The organism is Achromobacter sp. E1, from assembly GCF_037039475.1.
In the GTDB taxonomy this organism is placed as follows: domain Bacteria; phylum Pseudomonadota; class Gammaproteobacteria; order Burkholderiales; family Burkholderiaceae_B; genus Achromobacter; species Achromobacter mucicolens.
In genome coordinates this window covers 475,664-491,828 of the sequence record NZ_CP146253.1, presented here as the reverse complement: position 1 = coordinate 491,828, position 16,165 = coordinate 475,664, and the positions used below count along the sequence as shown (strand labels likewise).

Annotated in this window: 15 protein-coding genes; 9 read left to right on the top strand and 6 right to left on the bottom strand. The window is 67.0% G+C overall.

The window, feature by feature from the left end; all coding sequences use genetic code 11:
* Positions 1 to 6: 6 nt before the first annotated feature.
* Both V6V88_RS02240 and V6V88_RS02235 read left to right on the top strand, forming a co-directional pair.
* Complete coding sequence (locus V6V88_RS02240) at positions 7 to 687, top strand: protein-L-isoaspartate O-methyltransferase (protein ID WP_056327622.1); 681 nt, start codon at positions 7 to 9, stop codon at positions 685 to 687.
* A gap of 80 nt (positions 688 to 767) precedes the next feature.
* Complete coding sequence (locus V6V88_RS02235) at positions 768 to 2,099, top strand: TolC family outer membrane protein (RefSeq protein WP_056327531.1); 1,332 nt, start codon at positions 768 to 770, stop codon at positions 2,097 to 2,099.
* A gap of 560 nt (positions 2,100 to 2,659) precedes the next feature.
* Here V6V88_RS02235 and V6V88_RS02230 read toward each other — a convergent pair.
* The 6 genes from V6V88_RS02230 to ubiE form a co-directional block, all read right to left on the bottom strand.
* A complete protein-coding gene (locus V6V88_RS02230; RefSeq protein WP_128827068.1) occupies positions 2,660 to 3,148 on the bottom strand; it encodes an adenylyltransferase/cytidyltransferase family protein in 489 nt (162 codons plus the stop codon).
* A gap of 19 nt (positions 3,149 to 3,167) precedes the next feature.
* Entirely contained in the window at positions 3,168 to 4,046 is an 879-nt protein-coding gene (locus tag V6V88_RS02225) for a ferritin-like domain-containing protein (protein ID WP_056327535.1), read from the bottom strand.
* Positions 4,047 to 4,228: 182 nt separating this feature from the next.
* Positions 4,229 to 5,782, bottom strand: coding sequence for a ubiquinone biosynthesis regulatory protein kinase UbiB (ubiB, locus tag V6V88_RS02220; protein WP_338617566.1), 1,554 nt, complete (start codon positions 5,780 to 5,782; stop codon positions 4,229 to 4,231).
* Between the two features lie 3 nt (positions 5,783 to 5,785).
* A complete protein-coding gene (locus tag V6V88_RS02215; protein WP_062840244.1) occupies positions 5,786 to 6,424 on the bottom strand; it encodes an SCP2 sterol-binding domain-containing protein in 639 nt (212 codons plus the stop codon).
* A 181-nt stretch (positions 6,425 to 6,605) separates the two neighbouring features.
* Positions 6,606 to 7,616 (bottom strand): TIM44-like domain-containing protein, encoded by a 1,011-nt coding sequence (locus V6V88_RS02210; protein ID WP_062840245.1) that lies wholly within the window; start codon positions 7,614 to 7,616, stop codon positions 6,606 to 6,608.
* A gap of 177 nt (positions 7,617 to 7,793) precedes the next feature.
* The gene (gene ubiE, locus V6V88_RS02205) at positions 7,794 to 8,570 is read right to left on the bottom strand and encodes a bifunctional demethylmenaquinone methyltransferase/2-methoxy-6-polyprenyl-1,4-benzoquinol methylase UbiE (protein ID WP_063953528.1); all 777 of its coding nucleotides are present in this window, start codon (positions 8,568 to 8,570) and stop codon (positions 7,794 to 7,796) included.
* 161 nt (positions 8,571 to 8,731) lie between these two features.
* Between ubiE and phoB the strand changes: the two genes are divergently transcribed.
* The 7 genes from phoB (at position 8,732) to V6V88_RS02170 (ending at position 16,128) form a co-directional block, all read left to right on the top strand.
* Entirely contained in the window at positions 8,732 to 9,430 is a 699-nt protein-coding gene (gene phoB / locus V6V88_RS02200; protein ID WP_006227196.1) for a phosphate regulon transcriptional regulator PhoB, read from the top strand.
* Positions 9,431 to 9,442: 12 nt separating this feature from the next.
* Positions 9,443 to 10,750 (top strand): phosphate regulon sensor histidine kinase PhoR, encoded by a 1,308-nt coding sequence (gene phoR, locus V6V88_RS02195; protein WP_223576590.1) that lies wholly within the window; start codon positions 9,443 to 9,445, stop codon positions 10,748 to 10,750.
* Positions 10,751 to 10,802: 52 nt separating this feature from the next.
* Complete coding sequence (locus V6V88_RS02190; RefSeq protein WP_223574104.1) at positions 10,803 to 11,492, top strand: heavy metal response regulator transcription factor; 690 nt, start codon at positions 10,803 to 10,805, stop codon at positions 11,490 to 11,492.
* The gene (locus tag V6V88_RS02185) at positions 11,489 to 12,880 is read left to right on the top strand and encodes a heavy metal sensor histidine kinase (RefSeq protein ID WP_223574103.1); all 1,392 of its coding nucleotides are present in this window, start codon (positions 11,489 to 11,491) and stop codon (positions 12,878 to 12,880) included. Before V6V88_RS02190 ends, V6V88_RS02185 begins: the two co-directional genes overlap by 4 nt.
* Positions 12,881 to 12,998: 118 nt before the next feature.
* A complete protein-coding gene (locus V6V88_RS02180; protein WP_223576589.1) occupies positions 12,999 to 13,439 on the top strand; it encodes a cupredoxin family protein in 441 nt (146 codons plus the stop codon).
* A 1-nt stretch (position 13,440) separates the two neighbouring features.
* The gene (locus V6V88_RS02175) at positions 13,441 to 15,162 is read left to right on the top strand and encodes a copper resistance system multicopper oxidase (RefSeq protein ID WP_223574102.1); all 1,722 of its coding nucleotides are present in this window, start codon (positions 13,441 to 13,443) and stop codon (positions 15,160 to 15,162) included.
* Positions 15,163 to 15,165: 3 nt separating this feature from the next.
* On the top strand, positions 15,166 to 16,128 hold the full coding sequence (locus V6V88_RS02170; protein WP_223574101.1) for a copper resistance protein B: 963 nt from the start codon (positions 15,166 to 15,168) through the stop codon (positions 16,126 to 16,128).
* Positions 16,129 to 16,165 lie beyond the last annotated feature (37 nt).

The window sequence follows — 16,165 nt, the reverse complement described above, 5'->3', positions numbered from 1 at the left end:
ACCGTCATGAACGCTTCGACCCTGCCCGACGTAGAACAAGCCCGCTTCAACATGGTGGAACAGCAGATCCGCCCGTGGGACGTCCTGGACGCCAACGTGCTGCAAGCGCTGTTCGATGTGCGCCGCGAACAATTCGTTCCGCCGGCCCTGCGCGGGCTGGCGTTTTCCGATCTGGAGCTGCCGCTCGAGATCAACGCGGTCAACACCCGCGAGAACATGCTCGCCCCCAAGGTCGAAGCACGCCTCGCGCAAGAACTGCTGCTGACCAAGTCCGACTGCGTGCTGGAAATCGGCACGGGTTCCGGCTACCAGGCCGCCCTCCTGGGCTACCTGGCGCAACAAGTCACCTCCGTCGAGATCGACAGCCGCCTGGTGACCTTCGCGCAGCAGAACCTGCAGATGAACAACGTCACCAACGTCAAGGTCGAAACCGGCGACGCCCGCAATGGCTGGGGCTCCACCGAATACGACGCCATCCTGGTCACCGGTTCCGTGCCGGTCGTGCCGGACGCGCTGAAGTACCAGCTGCGCGTGGGCGGCCGCCTTGTCGTGGTCGTGGGCCAGGCGCCCATCATGACTGCCTGTCGCATCACCCGCACCACTGCCGCCAGCTTCGAAACCGTCAAACTCTTCGAAACGGTCATCAAGCCGTTGCGCGGCGTCACGGTGTCGCAGTTCAAGTTCTAACTCCGCAAACCTGCCGCCTGCCGCCCGGCCCCCATGGGGCCGGCGTCGCGTCCGGCGGCCCGGCGTATCGTTGAAAAATCATGCGCGTCCGATCACTGACGGCTTTACTGGTTTTCACCTGCGCCGCAAGTGCCGGCCCGCTGACTGCGTCCGCCCAGAACCTCGTCCAGGTCTGGCAGGCCGCGCTGGGCAACGACCCCACTTATGCCGCAGCCCGCGCCAACTACCGCGCCGGCCTCGAAAAAGAACCCCAGGCCCGCGCCCTGCTGCTGCCCCTGATCACCGCCGAAGCCGGCGGCGCCTACCAGGAAACGCGCAGCACCCGTGGCCTGTCCTACGCCTACAGCGGCGGTCGCGGCGTCTGGGACCTGGCGCTCACCCAGCCCCTCTTTGACTGGGGCCGCTGGCAGAACTTCGAACAGTCAAAGCTCATCGTCGCCGACGTCGAAGTCCAGCTGCAGCAGGCCTACCAGGACCTCCTGCTACGCGTCGCCGACGCCTACTTCAACGTCCTGTACGCCCAGGACACCCTGACCGCCACCGAAGCCGAAAAAGCCGCCGTCGCCGGCCAACTGGAATCGGCCAAGCGCAACTTCGAACTCGGCAACGCCACCATCACCGACACGTACGAAGCGCAGTCGCGCTACGACCTCGTCGTCGCCCAGGAGCTGCGCCTGCAGAACGACCTGGAAGTGCGCCGCGACGAACTGGCCAAGATCATCGGCACGCAGCCCGGCGCCCTGTCCGAACTGCCCTACGGCGTACAACTGCCCGCCCCTCAGCCCGCCCGCATCGCCGACTGGAGCAACCAGGCCGAAACCTCCAGCCTCGAAGTCCTGCGCGCGCAACTCCTTACCCGCATCGCTGGCCGCGAAATCCAGATCGCCAAGAGCGGCCACTACCCCACCCTGAACCTGCGCGCCACCAGCGGCAGCGCCAGCGACGCCGTCATGCGCAACGCCGCCCCCGGCAAGCCCATCGACAACACCATCGGCGTAGTCCTGTCCATCCCCCTGTACTCCGGCGGCGGCGTGTCCTCGCAAGTCACGGAAAAGGTCGAACTGGAACAAAAAGCCCGCTACGACTACGAAACCGCCCGCCGCCAGGCCGTCCAAGCCACCCGTCAGTACTACACCGGCGTCACCAGCGGCCTGGCCCGCATCCAGGCCCTGGAAGCCGGCGAAAAATCCAGCCGCGCCGCCGTCGAAGCCAACCGCACAGGCTACGAGGTCGGCGTCCGCATCAACCTGGACGTCCTGAACGCCCAGCAACAGCTCTACGCCACCCAACGCGACCTGGCCCTCGCCCGCTACAGCACGGTGCTCTCCGGCCTGCGCCTGAAGGCCACCAGCGGCATCCTGGCGGAATCGGACCTGGAAGCCATCAACCGCCTGCTTCGCACGCCGCGCTGAGCGAGCAAGGTGGCAGAGGGGTAAACCCCCGCGCCCCGGTGACGCGCCAAGGTCGCGCCAAGGTCGCCACCGGTGTCTGACACCCTTGAAGCACTGCCTCGAACCCAAGTTCATCTCCGCGGGTGTCAGACACCTAATCACCAGCCCCCGCCAGCGCGCGAGCGCACACCGCCACGACGTCCCACCGCGCCGATGCCGATTGCCGCCGCCCGGGCGGCAGCAATTCGGCGGCCCCGCAAATCCCCTTCCCCGACCACAGGTCTTACAGCGCCCCAAACCAAAGACCCTCGCAGCACGGCGTCGCGGTCACCGTGGGTGCGAGCGCCGTCGATGCGCCCGAGGGAATCTGAAGGGAAGGCCGAAGGCCTGGACGAAGATGACGAAGGGGAAGTCCGGAGCGAAGGCTCCGGACCGCAATCGTGGGCGATCGTGCCCACGGTGACCGCGGCGCCGGGCGACCTACGAAGATCGGCAGCACCGACCTACCAAGCCCAAAGCTCAAAAGAAAAGGCGGCCACCCAGGCCGCCTCAAACTCATCCAACACCTCAAATTCAAAGCCTTAACCGCCCTGAATCTTCTTCACCAACGCCGTCGTAGACCGCTCGAACTCAAAGGGAATCGCAACCGCACGCCCCCCCCAAGTCTTCACCAACGCCGTCTCCGGCAACGTCTCCATGTCGTAATCGCCACCCTTGACGATCAGATCCGGCCTCAGCTCCCCGATCAACGCCTCAGGCGTATCCTCGGAAAATGACGTCACCGCCGACACAAACCCCAACGCCGCCAGCAACGCCGCCCGGTCTTCCATGCGATTGAGCGGGCGCTCCGCACCCTTGCCAAGCCGCCGCACCGATTCATCGGTATTCACGGCGACAATCAGCGTCGCGCCCAGCTGCGCCGCCTGGTCCAGATACGTCGCGTGTCCGCGATGCAGGATGTCGAACACCCCGTTCGTGAACACCAGCGGCCGCGGAAAGCGGCCAGCGGCGACGGCGGCCACGAGTTCGTCGCGGGACAGGACCTTGGATTCGAAACGGGCGGCAGGCATGCGGCGATTATAGGAGGGATCAGCTGCCCGCCAGGATGATCTCTTTGTCCTTCGGGACGATCAGCGCCGTCATTTCCTTGCGGTAGCGGTTCAGATCCTTCACCGTCTCGAAGCTGCGATCCATCAGCTTGGACAGGATGTGCAGGATGCGGCTGGCCACTTTCTGTTCCCACACGCCGTCAAAGCGGATCTGCGTGTCCAGCCAGTGTTCCAGCCAGCCCGGCTCCGGCAGGCGCGACTGCACCGTGTCGTTCGGGAACAGATCCTTGTTCACGTGCAGATTCGTCGGATGCAGCGCCTGCTGCGTGCGTCCCGCCGAAGCCATCAGCACCCCGATCTTCGAGAACGCCAGACGGGCTTGCTCGCTCGTTTCCTGCCCGCGGTCGTGCAGCGCACGGCGCATGTATTGCAGGTAGGCGCCCGCGTGACGGGCCTCGTCCTGCGCCACCGTCTTGTAGATCGCCTTGATGACCGGCTCCGTGTGCCAGTCGGCCGCGCGGCGGTACCAGTGGTTCAGGCGGATCTCGCCGCAGAAATGCAGCATCAGCGTTTCAAGTTCCGGGGCCTGATCGAATTCAAAGCGCACGTTGTGCAGCTCTTCTTCGGTGGGCACCAGATCCGGCCGGAAGCGGCGCAGATACTCGATCAGCACCAGGGAATGCTTTTGTTCTTCAAAGAACCAGACCGACATGAACGCGCAGAAATCACTGTCGCCGCGGTTGTCGCGCAGGAACATCTCGGTGGCCGGCAGCGCCGCCCACTCCGTGATGGCGTTCATCTTGATCGTGTGGGCCTGCTCGTCCGAGAGCTTGCTGCGGTCGAAATCGCCCCAGGGAATATCGTGCGCCATGTTCCAGCGCACGGCTTCCATGGTCTTGAAGAGTTCAGGATAAAGCATGTTCTGCCCTTGTATTCGTCCCGCTAGTGGGGCTATGAAAATTGATGAATGGCGCGCGCGTTCTTATAGGCGTCGGCGCTGCATGCCACCTCTTGCAGCGCTATTTTTCGCCGTCTCCCGCGAAGCTATGATGACCGTTTCATGAATGAAACATGACAGTAAGGTCTAGATCATCGCGCCGCCTATCGGGTCAGCGCCCATATCGCGACCCCCACCGCCAGCGCCAGCACGCCAACCAGCGCTGCAACCAGCCGGTTGTTCTGCTCTTGTGCGCGGCGTAGCTGCATCATCTCGGCCAGCATCTCCGGCGAGACATTGGGGCGGCTCAGATGGTCATGGACCAGCCTGGGCAGGGCGGGCAGCATCTGCGACCACTGCGCTGCCTCTTTTTCCAGGCTTTGCCGCAGGCCCTTGAATCCGACACGCTGGCGCATCCAGCGTTCCAGATAGGGCTTGGCGGTCTTCCAGAGATCGAGGTTGGGATCGAGCTGACGCCCCAGTCCCTCGACGTTCAGCAGGGTCTTCTGCAACAGGACCAGCTGCGGCTGGATCTCGACGTTGAATCGACGCGAGGTCTGGAAGAGCCGCAGCAGCACCTGCCCCAGCGAGATCTCCGACAACGGCCGGTCAAAATAGGGTTCGCAGACGGCGCGCACCGCGCCTTCCAGTTCTTCCTCGCGCGTATCGGGCGGCACCCAGCCCGATTCGATGTGCAGTTGCGCCACGCGGCGGTAGTCGCGGTGAAAGAACGCCAGGAAATTCTGCGCCAGGTAATTCTTGTCGAACTCGGACAGCGAGCCCACGATGCCGAAGTCCAGCGCGATGTAGCTGCCCAGCGTGTCCGGGCGGTCCGACACGTAGATGTTGCCCGGGTGCATGTCGGCATGGAAAAAGCCGTCGGTAAAGACCTGCGTGAAGAAGATCTCGACGCCCGTGCGCGCCAGCGTCGGAATGTCGATGCCGGCCTCGCGCATGCGCTCGACCTGGCCCACCGGCATGCCGTACATGCGCTGCATCGTGAACACGGTGGAAGCCGTGTATTCCCAGATCACCTCGGGCACGATCAGCATGTCGCCACGCCCCGATTCCGGACCGAAGTTGCGGCGCAGCTGGCTGCAATTGGAGGCCTCGCGCACCAGGTCCAGCTCGTCGTGCAGGTACTTGTCGAATTCAGCCACGACCTCGCGCGGCTTCAGGCGGCGGCCGTCCGGGCCCAGGCGCTCGATGATGCGCGCCACCACCTTCAGCAGCGACATGTCTTTTTCGATGATGCTGAGCATGCCCGGACGAAGCACCTTCACGGCGACTTCACGGCCGTCGTGCAGCACCGCGAAGTGCACCTGCGCGATCGACGCCGACGCCACCGGGTCCACATCGAACTGCGCGAACAGCTTTTCGGGCGGCGCGCCCAGCGCCGCCTCGATGCAGGCCGCTGCCTGAGCCGACGGGAACGGCGGCACGCGGTCCTGCAGCAGCGCCAGTTCGTTGGCGATGTCGGCCGGAATCAGGTCTCGGCGGGTGGACAGCACCTGCCCGAACTTCACGAAGATCGGGCCCAGCGATTCCAGGGCAAGTCGCAGCCGTTGCCCGCGCGGCGAACGCGGGCGCGTGCCCAGGCGCATGACGCGCAGCAGGCAGGTGGCCAGCGGATGATTCAGGCTGGACAGCACCAGCTCATCCAGGCCGTAGCGCAGCGAGACGACGATGATGCGAAACAGGCGCAGCAAGGGGAACATGGATCAGGCGCCCCGCTTTGCGCCGGCCGTGGCCAGGCGGGTTTGCAGCGCAGCCGCGGAACGCGCCAGCGCGTCGGCGCGGGTGTTCAGGTCGGCCAGGTCCAGGCGCCATTGCTCCAGGGCCGGACGGCCCGCCAGCACACCGCTTTCCTCGGACAGGTATTCGGATACGTTTTCGGCCAGGCGCTTGCCCGCCGTGCGCGCGCCATCTGACACGGCACGCGCGCCGCCCACGATGCGCAGCGCGGCGATGTCGCCCACCACGCGGGCCAACGCGTCCTCCGGATCCCAGCGCAACTGCTTGGACAAGTCGGCAACCACCTGGGCCAGCGCCGCGTCGCCTGAAATATGCGTGGCCTCGGCAAAATCCGGCTGCTCGTGCCCGGCGCCCAGGCGCGGCAGCGGCAGCTTCTCGGGCGACACCGTCAGCGTCACGTCGGGCACCACGGCCGGATCAGCCTGATCGGCCAGCCCTTCGCTATCGATGGACAGGCCCAGCGTGAAGCCACCCATGGCAAACCGGACGGTCTTGCCGGCATGCCGAGCCAGGCGTTCGCGCGCCCAGTCCTCGCGCCGCAGCAAGGCATTGAGGGCGCTGATGGCCAGACGCTTCGGTGTGGGCAGGAACGAAAAAGGCAGCATGGCGGTTGCAAGGACCCCGGGAGGGCTTGCCGAAGTTGATGGGTAAATCGGGAGTGTAACGGGTTAGATGGGAGCCTGTTTTGCGTAGGCACATTGAAAAACCGGCCCTCTGGGGGCCGGTTCGGGCGGACGCCTTGCGGCGCCCGCGGCAGATGGCCGGTTGCGAGCCGGACCGCCAGGATTAGCTGGCGTGTTCCACCGGAATCTGCTGGATGCCGGCCAGCAACCAGCCGCCATTGGCCGGCTTGAACAGGTTCCAGACTTCCTCGAAGCGGAAAGCTTCGGTGCCCGGCGCCTCGCGCAGCATGCCCGAGAAGCGCACGCTGGCCAGGTGGCCGTCGGAGACGGTTTCGATACCCAGCATCTCGGCGTTCAGCAGGACCACTTCGGTCTTGTTGGGCGCCGCGCCGCGCTCGGCCAGCTGGGGCTTGAGCTCGGTGATCAAATCGTCGGTCAGGAATTCGCGCAGACCGTCGGTGCTGCCGCTGTCCCAGACCGCCTGGATGCGGACGAACTGTTCCTTGGCTTGCTTCAGGAAGTTCGGCGTGTCGAAATCGCCCGGCACGAACCAGTTGTTGTCGTCGCCCGCCTTGGGCAGGACGGCCGGCGGCTCGACCGGCGCGGCGGCCACCGGAGCGGCAGCGGCGGCAGGCGCGGCGGCGCCCGGCTTCAGCGATTCACGCCACATGGGCTGCTGTTGCTGGCCCGAGGCGTTGTTGGCCCCGCCGAACGCACCCTGCGTGGCAGTGCGCGGACCGGCGCCGCGCAGGCGGCGGATGATGAACATGACGGCGAAGACCACGGCGGCGATCAGCAGCGCGGACGACAGGAACTCCAGGAACGCGCCGGACAGGCCCATGCTGGAGAGCAGCGCCGCGATACCAAGGCCGGCGGCGATGCCGGCGATGGGACCCAGCCAACGCGAGGCGCCGCTCTTGGCGGCGGCGCCTGCCGCGCCGGCCGTGGCAGCGCCGGCAGCTGCCGGTGCGGCGGTGGCGCCCGCGGTGTTGTTGGTGGCAGCCGGCGGCGTGGTGGCCTGGCGCTGCGTCGTGACATTGGAGGACTGGCGGCCGACACTGGCGCCGCCGCCTGCGCGGCGAGCTTCGGCGTCAAACGACGCCGTCACCAGCGCCGCGCCCGAAACGGCGATGAGCGCCGCGGCGACAAAGCGCGAAAGACTGAATTTAGACATGAGTTTGCTCCCTCGTACTCGCGCCCCCGCTGCCCCGAGCAACGGGAGGGCCCCGCAATGCGCGGGGCCATCTGCGCGACTTTTCTTACAGTAATCTGAATGGCGTAAGAATAACGGACAAGCTGCCGCCCCACAAGTTCCCTGCAGGGTGGCGAAATCCGCCGTGGTCGCCGGGCGTCAGCCCAGGCGCACGCCTTCGTGCAACGCGGCGATGCCGGCCGTCAGGTTGAAGTACTGCACCCGCTCCAGGCCGGCGGTGCGCAGCATGTCGGCCAGGGTTTCCTGGTCCGGGTGCATGCGGATCGATTCGGCCAGGTAACGATAGCTGGCCTCGTCCTTGGCGATCTTCTTGCCCAGCCACGGCAGCACGTTGAAGGAATACCAGTCGTAGGCCGGGGACAGGGGCTTGGCGATGCGCGAGAACTCCAGGACGAGCAGCTTGCCGCCCGGCTTGAGCACCCGGGTCATTTCGGCCAGCGCGCGGTCCTTGTGAGTCATGTTGCGCAGGCCGAAGGCCACGCTGACGCGGTCGAAGTAACCGGTGGGGAACGGCAGGCGCTCGGCGTCGCACACGGCGGTAGGCACCAGCAGGCCGGCGTCGGTGAGCCGGTCGCGGCCCACGCGCAGCATGGAATCATTGATGTCGGTCAGCCAGACCTCGCCCGTGGGGCCGGCGCGCTTGGCGAACGCGCGCGCCAGGTCGCCCGTGCCACCGGCAATGTCCAGCACCTTCATGCCGGGGCGGATGGCCGCGCGGCCGATCGTGAACGCCTTCCAGACGCGGTGCAGGCCCGCCGACATGAAATCGTTCATGACGTCGTAGCGCTGGGCGACCGAATGGAACACTTCGGCAACCTTGCGGGCCTTTTCGCTTTCGGGGACCGACTGGAAGCCGAAGTGCGTGGAGGTCGAGCCGGCGCCGGCGGATTGTTGCGATTCGGAGGGGTTTTGCATGGTGTATTCCCGATATATCGTTCAATGGTAGCCTATCGGGCGCGCGCCTGCGGCTGGCGAGCCCGCCAGATGGCGCGCCGCGGTCACATACCTGAAATATTGCGGCCATACTATCGCAATGTTCGCGCCGCGCCGGCGCTCCGAAGTGTGCCCAATTCGATATGTCCAGCACCATCCTCGTCGTCGAAGACGAACCCGCCATCCAGGAATTGATCGCCGTCAACCTGTCCTTCGCCGGCCACAAGGTGCTGCGCGCCTTCGACGCCGACCAGGCCCAGACGCTGATCCGTGCCGAGCTTCCCGACCTGATCCTGCTGGACTGGATGCTGCCCGGCACCTCTGGCCTGGCCATGGCCCGCAAGCTGCGCAACGACGAGCGCACCCGCGCCGTCCCGGTCATCATGCTGACCGCCAAGGGCTCCGAGCAGGACAAGGTCGACGGCCTGGAAGCCGGCGCCGACGACTACATCACCAAGCCCTTCTCGCCCAAGGAGCTGATGGCCCGCATCAAGGCCGTGCTGCGCCGCCGCGCCCCCCAGCTCACGGACGACGTCATCGACGTCGGCGGCCTGAAGCTGGATCCGGTGACGCATCGCCTGTCGGGCAACAGCCAGTCCCTGCAGATCGGCCCCACCGAATTCCGCCTGCTCCACTTCTTCATGACGCACCCCGAGCGCGTGTTCTCCCGCTCGCAGCTCCTGGATCAGGTGTGGGGCGACCACGTCTTTGTCGAAGAGCGCACGGTCGACGTGCACATCCGCCGCCTGCGCAAGGCCCTGGAACCCAGCGGCCATGACGCGCACGTCGAAACGGTCCGCGGCAGCGGCTATCGGTTTACGGCACAGCTCCCGACGCGGTAAAACGTGCGCACGATGATCTGGCTGCGCACCCTTATTCTGGTCGTCCTGTGGGCGGCATTTGCCTTGTTGGCGCAATGGCTCATTGGAGACCCCGCGGGCTGGATCGTGTTTTCGGTGGCGCTGACCGCCATGCTGCTCTGGCGCAGCTGGCGCCTGTCGCTGGTGTCCAAATGGGCCAATCACCCGGATTCCGCCCCGCCGGCCTCCGTGGGCCCGTGGGATGACATTCTTGCCCCGCTCTATCGTTACACCCGCGCCCGCGCGCGCGAGCTGGCTGAAACCCGCGACACCATGCAAGGGATGCTGGCGGCTGCCCAGGCCCTGCCCGACGGCGCCGTCACGCTGAACGAGGATTTCCAGATCGACTGGTGCAACCGCATGGCGCGCCAGCATCTGGGCCTGCGCCTGCCGGCCGACCGCGGCCACAATCTGCTGAACCTGCTGCGGGCCCCGGAATTCGTGGAATACGCGCATCGTCCGTCCTGGCCCGAGCCCATTCTGGTGCGGCTGGGCCAGCAAGGCCAGGAACGGCTGATGATGATGCAGCTCACTGCATACGCCAGCAACCAGCGCCTGCTCATCACCCGCGACGTCACGCAGATCGAACGCCTGGAAACGACGCGCCGCGACTTCGTCGCCAACGTGTCGCACGAATTGCGCACGCCGCTGACGGTGCTGGCGGGTTTTTTGGAAACGCTGCGCGACATGCCCGACGAGGCGCTGCCCAAAGAGCAGCGCGAACAGTACATCGACATGATGTACGAGCAGGCCCACCGCATGCAGGCCATCGTGGAAGACCTGCTGACGCTGTCCACGTTGGAATCGTCGCCGGGCAGCGATCCGCGCGCCGTCAACATGGGCGCGCTGCTGCAAAAGGCGCGCCAGCAGATCGAGGCCTTGTCGGGCGGCCGTCATCAACTGGTCTGGCACATCGACGAAACCCTGGATGTGCTCGGCGCCGAAAACGAACTGACGTCGGCGCTTTCCAACCTGCTGACCAACGCCGTGCGCTACACGCCGGACGGCGGCACCATCACCGTCCGCTGGGAACGCGACCCCGAAGGCGGCGCGTGCTACAGCGTGCAGGACACCGGCATCGGCATCCCGGCGCGCCACCTGCCCCGCCTGACCGAACGCTTTTACCGCGTGGACCGGGGCCGCTCGCGCGCCGTCGGCGGCACCGGGCTGGGGCTGGCGATCACCAAGCACATCGCCATGCGGCACGATGCCGAACTGCTCATCACCAGCGAACCCGGCAAGGGCAGCGTCTTCTCGCTGCGCTTTCCCGCCGACCGCATCGCCATCGCCGAAACGGCGTGATTCCGCCCGCCTGCCCGCCTGACGGCGGCGCGCGGGTGGTAAATTTTTGGCCATGCGCATCCTGGTCATCGAAGACGAACCCAAACTGGCCGACTACCTGAAGAAGGGACTGTCGGAGCAAAGCCACGTGGTGGACGTGGCGCGCGACGGCGTGGACGGCCGCCACCTCGCGCTCGAAGGCGCGTACGACCTCATCGTGCTGGACGTGATGCTGCCCGGCGTCGATGGCTTCGAGATCCTGGCCTCGGTGCGCGCGCACAAAGACACCCCCATCCTGATGCTGACGGCCCGAGACGCGGTGGAAGACCGGGTCCGCGGCCTGGAAGGCGGCGCCGACGACTACCTGGTCAAACCCTTCGCGTTCTCGGAACTCTTGGCGCGGGTGCACGCGCTGCTGCGCCGCGGCCGCTCGCAGGAGCCCACGCTGCTGCGGCTGGCGGACCTGGAGCTGGATCTGGCGCGCCGGCGCGCCCAGCGCGGCGGCCAGCGGCTGGACCTGACCGCCAAGGAATTCAGCCTGCTGGCGCTTCTGCTGCGCCGCCAGGGGCAGGTGCTGTCGCGCACCACCCTTGCCGAACAGGTCTGGGACATGAACTTCGACAGCGACACCAACGTCATCGACGTCGCGGTGCGGCGCCTGCGCGGCAAGCTGGACGATCCCTACGCCACGAAACTGCTGCACACCGTGCGCGGCATGGGATACGTGCTGGAATCGCGCCCTGCTGACGGCCACGCCGGATGAGCCGCCCCCGCGTGCGCTCCATGCAGGCGCGGCTGACGCTGCTGCTGGGCGCCATCGCGCTGTTTGTTTCCAGCGTGGCGGGCGCCACCCTTTTCTGGGCGCTCAAGCGCGAAGTCGAGCGCCAGGAGATCACCGAAGTCAGCGGCAAGCTCGAGCTCATCGACCACTTGATCGACATGCAGAACAGCGCAAGCGGCTTGCACGACCTGGCGGCCACCTTCGACGAGATGCGCGCGGGCCAGGGTCAGCTTGGCATCTGGATCGTGGACGCGCAGGGCCAGGCCGTCTATGGCGGCGCCGCGCCCGAAACGCTGGAAACCACGGATGGCCGGCAGGTCCTTTTGCAGACGCCGGATGGCGGGCGCATGCGCGGCCTGCGCGTTGCCATGAACGATCGCATCCTGCCCGGCGCGCAGCTGACCGTGGCGGTCAGCACGCGCACCAGCGCGCAATTCCTCTATGCCTACGGCACGGCGCTGGCGCTGATCTGCGCGTTGTGGGTGGGCGCGACGGTCGTCCTGGCCGCGTGGGCCGTGCGGCGCAGCATGGCGCCCGCGCGGCGGCTGTCCGGGCAGGCCGCGGCCATCCAGCCCGACAACCTGGCGCGCCGCCTGCCGCTGCAAGACACCGACCGCGAGCTGCATGAACTGGTGCGGTCCTTCAACCGCACACTGGACCGGCTGCAGGCCGCCTATCAGCAGATGGAGGGCTTTAACGCCGATGTGGCGCACGAACTGCGCACGCCGCTGGCGACCCTCATCAACGGCACACAGGTCATGCTGTCGTCGCCGCGCGATGCGGCCGAACTGCGAGACGCGCTGGAATCCAACCTGGAAGAACTGGAAGACCTGAAGACGCTGGTCAACGACATGCTGTTCCTGGCGCGGGCCGATCGCGGCGAGCGCGCCGCCGACCTGGCGCCGGTGTCGCTGGCCGCCGAAGCCCGGCGGGTGGCCGAATACTACGAGGCCACGCTGGAAGAACACGCCGTGCGCCTGCGCTGCGTGGGCGACGCCACTGTGGCCGCCAACCGGGGGCTGGCGCGCCGCGCGCTGGCCAACCTGATCTCCAACGCCATCAAGGCGACGCCCCCGGGCGGCGAGATCGTGCTGACCTGCACCCCCACCGCGCGCGGGGCGCGGGTCACGGTCCACAACCCCGGCACGCCTATCCCGCCCGCGGACTTGCCCAGGATCTTCGACCGCTTTTTCCGCTCCGGCCAGACACGCGCGCCACGCAGCGAAGGTCACGGCCTGGGCCTGGCCATCGTCCGCGCCATTGCCCGCATGCATGGCGGCGACGTGGATGCGGCGTCCGGCGCCGCCGGCACCGTGGTCGGCATCACCTTCAACAACCCGGCGCCGGCCGCGAACATTACAAAAACGTAATCTGCGCGACAGGATCGGGTCACCCCGGTCTTCCTACAGTGTCATCACGCCCATTCCCATTGCAAGGATTCCCGTGAAAGGCACCCTGTTACGCACTTGCGCCGCCGCATTGGCGCTGATGATGTCCGGCGCCGCGTTCGCCGCAGGCGACCATGCGCACGGCGGCCACGCGCCGTCCGCGGCGGCCGCGCCCATCGGCGCGCCGGGCGATCCCGCCCGCGTCACGCGCACCATTGACGTCGACATGACCGACGCCATGCGCTTCACGCCCGCCAGCATCGACGTCAAGGCCGGCGAAACCGTGCGGCTGAACGTACGCAATTCCGGGAAGATCCGGCACGAACTCGTGCTGGGCACCGACGCCGATCTGCAGGCGCATTACGCCATGATGATGAAGGACCCCGGCATGCGCCACGAGGAACCCAACGCGGTGTCGCTGGACGCGGGCAAAAGCGGCCAGATCGTCTGGCGCTTCGGCAAGGCCGGCACGGTGTCCTTCGGCTGCCTGGAGCCAGGCCATTACGGCGCCGGCATGATGGGCGCCGTCTCGGTGCTGTGACATGACGGCGCACACGCTCACGACCCGCCGCCGCTTCGTGCAGGGCCTGGCCGCCGGCGGCGCGCTCGCCGCGCTGGGCGGCTGGCGCCAGGCATCGGCCCAGTCCGGCGCAGCCGCGGCCGCCGAACTGCGCGGCACCGAGTTTCACCTGGAGATCGGCGAGACGCCCGTGAACTTCACGGGCGCCGCGCACGTGGCCACCACGGTCAACGGCCGCCTGCCCGCGCCGCTGCTGCGCTGGCGCGAGGGCGATACGGTGACGCTGCACGTCACCAACCGGCTGCGCGAGCAGACCTCCATCCATTGGCACGGCATCCTGCTGCCCACCGGCATGGATGGCGTGCCCGGCCTGAGCTTTGCCGGCATCGACCCCGGCCAGACGTTCACTTACCGTTTCGACGTGCGCCAAAGCGGCACCTACTGGTATCACAGCCACTCGGGATTCCAGGAACAGACGGGCCTGTACGGCGCCATCGTCATCGACCCGCGCCACCGCGATCCCATCGCCTCCGACCGCGACTACACGGTGCTGCTGTCGGACTGGACGGACGAAGACCCGATGCGCGTGTTCGACAAGCTGAAGGTGATGCCGGATTACTACAACCGCATCCAGCCCAGCATGCAAAGCCTGGCGGACAATGCCGGGGACAAGGGATGGCGCGCGGCGCTTGCCGACCGGCTGATGTGGGAACGCATGCGCATGAATCCGACGGATCTGGCCGACGTGTCCGGCGCAACCTACACCTACCTCACCAACGGCGCCACGCCCGCGGCCAACTGGACGGGCCTTTTCAAGCCGGGCGAGCGGGTGCGGCTGCGGTTCATCAACGGCTCGGCCATGACGTACTTCGACGTCCGGATCCCGGGCCTGACGATGACTGTCGTGGCCGCCGATGGCCAGGACGTCCGGCCCGTGGATGTCGAGGAGTTTCGCATTGGCGTCGCTGAAACGTATGACGTGATCGTGGAACCTTCACAGGACCGCGCCTACACGATCTTCTCGCAAGCCATGGATAGATCGGGCTATGCGCGCGCCACGTTGGCGCCCCGCGCCGGCATGCAGGCAAGCGTGCCCGCGATGGACCGTGTGCAGGTGCTGGGCATGATGGACATGGGCATGGCCCACGACATGAGCGGGTCGCAGCCGATGCCGGCCGGACACGCCGGGCACGGCGCGGGCGCGGGCCAGGGCGGCATGGTCGAGGTCAGGCACCCCTATCCCGCCGAGCGCGGCGTGGGCAATTCCATGCTGCCTGACGTGGTGTCGACGCGCCTGGACGATCCCGGCCCCGGACTGCGCGACAACGGCCGCCGCGTGCTGACGTATGCGGACTTGCGGTCGGTGCGGGAGCCCGACGACAACCGCGCGCCCTCGCGCGAGATCGAACTGCACCTGACGGGCAACATGGAGCGCTACATGTGGTCGTTCAACGGCGTGAAGTTCTCGGACGCGCGGCCCATCGTGCTGCGCCACGGCGAGCGCGTGCGCTTCGTGCTGGTCAACGACACGATGATGACGCATCCCATCCATCTGCACGGCCTGTGGAGCGACCTGGAATCCCCGGACGGCGCGTTTCAGGTCCGCAAGCACACGATCTCGCTGAACCCGGCGCAGCGCATCAGCTATCGCGTCAGCGCCGACACACGTGGGAACTGGGCCTACCACTGCCATCTGCTGTATCACATGGAGGCCGGCATGTTCAGGGCGGTCGTGGTGGAGTAAACGATGAAGCCGATCAGTTTCCAGAAACACGCGCCGGCCCTTTGCGCCATCGCCCTCGCGCTGGCGCCCCCCCTGGCCGCAGCGCAAGCAGCGCAAATGGATCATGCCGGCATGACCGGAATGGACCACGGCTCGATGGACCATGGCCAGGCGCCGTCACCGGACAGCCCGGAAAGCCCGGAAAGCCCGGAAAGCCACCAGGGAATGGACCATGCAGAGGCGAACCATGACGCGCCCGCCGCAGACGCCCCGCCCGTCGGCAGCCTGCCCGCAAGCGATGGCGAAGGCCCGCGCGGCTACGACAGCTACGGCATCCATCTGCACATGATGGACAACGCGCCCACGTGGCAGGTGCTGTTCGACAAATTCGGCGCATCGCGCAATCGCGACGGGCAGAACGCGCTCGAATGGGATGGCCGCTTCTGGTTCGGCACCGCCACGGACCGCCTGCTCGTCAAGAGCGAGGGCGAGCGCGAAAGCGGCGGCGGGTCGGACGGCAAGGTCGAGGCCTTCTGGAGCCACGCCATCTCGCCCTTCTGGGATCTGCAACTGGGTGCGCGCCGGGACGTCGGCGCAGGCCCCAAGCGCAACTGGGCCGCGGTCGGCGTCGAGGGCTTGCTGCCCTACAACATCGAACTGACGGCCACCGCCTATGCAGGCCCGTCAGGCCGCAGCGCCCTGGCGCTGAAGGCCGAGTACGATCTGCTGCTGACCCAGCGCCTGGTATTCACGCCCGAACTGCAAGCCAGCGTCTACGGCAAGAACGACCCGCAACGCGGCATCGGTTCCGGTCTGTCGCAGGGATCCCTGTCCCTGCGCCTGCGTTACGAGGTCACGCGCGAATTCGCCCCCTACGTTGGCGTATCCTTTGAACGGAAGTTCGGCCAGACGGCGAGCTATGCCTCGGACGCCGGCGAAAGCCGATCGCAGGCGGCCGTCATCGCGGGCGTGCGGTTCTGGTTCTGACCGGCCCACGCCTGAACATCCCCCCTTTATCCCCCGG